We start from the raw sequence: 638 nt of genomic DNA, 5'->3' as shown, positions 1-638 counted from the left end.
TTAATGGTGAATTCAACGCATTGACACCGCCAGTATTTGTTGATGAAAATGGTCAATGGACATTTGAATTACCTGAAAACTTAGCACTGACTGATGGCACGTATCAAATTCAATTTACTGCGACAGACAGTGCGAATAATGAAACCCCATTCAGTCCTGATGCGAGCTTTGACTTAATCGTTGATACAGAGGTCAGCACTGATCCTGCAGATGAGCTCACGCTTGATAGCGTATTTGATAATGTGTTGCCTAATCCAGGCGGTGCAGAGGGCTTATTTGAGCTTAAATCAGGTGATACCACCAATGATAAGACGCCTATCTTTAATGGTCGTGGTGAAAAAGGTGTAGAAATCAAGCTTTACATCAATGGCAATGTTGTTGAAATGGATAAAAAAGTGTTTGTAGGTGCAGATGGCCAATGGACATTTGAATTACCAGAAAACCTAGCACTTGCTGATGGTACGTACAGCATCCAATTTAGGGCAGAGGATAAATCAGGTAACTTAAGTGATCCTGTTCCTGCCACTGGTTTTGAGTTAACGGTAGATACCGAGGTGAGCACCGATCCTGCAGATGAGCTCACGCTTGATAGCGTATTTGATAATGTGTTGCCTAATCCGGGCGGTGCAGAGGGCTTA

Annotated in this window: 1 protein-coding gene; it reads left to right on the top strand. The window is 42.9% G+C overall.

The genetic code is table 11. The features are described from left to right. Positions 1 to 638, top strand: a 638-nt coding sequence (locus tag ACFFIT_RS03460; RefSeq protein ID WP_385876257.1) for an Ig-like domain-containing protein, incomplete at both ends; no start/stop codon positions are given.

This window comes from Thorsellia kenyensis (assembly GCF_042432445.1).
Lineage (GTDB): Bacteria > Pseudomonadota > Gammaproteobacteria > Enterobacterales > Thorselliaceae > Thorsellia > Thorsellia kenyensis.
Note: the sequence above shows the minus strand (reverse complement) of the source record. Positions and strands in the feature narration are given on the sequence as shown.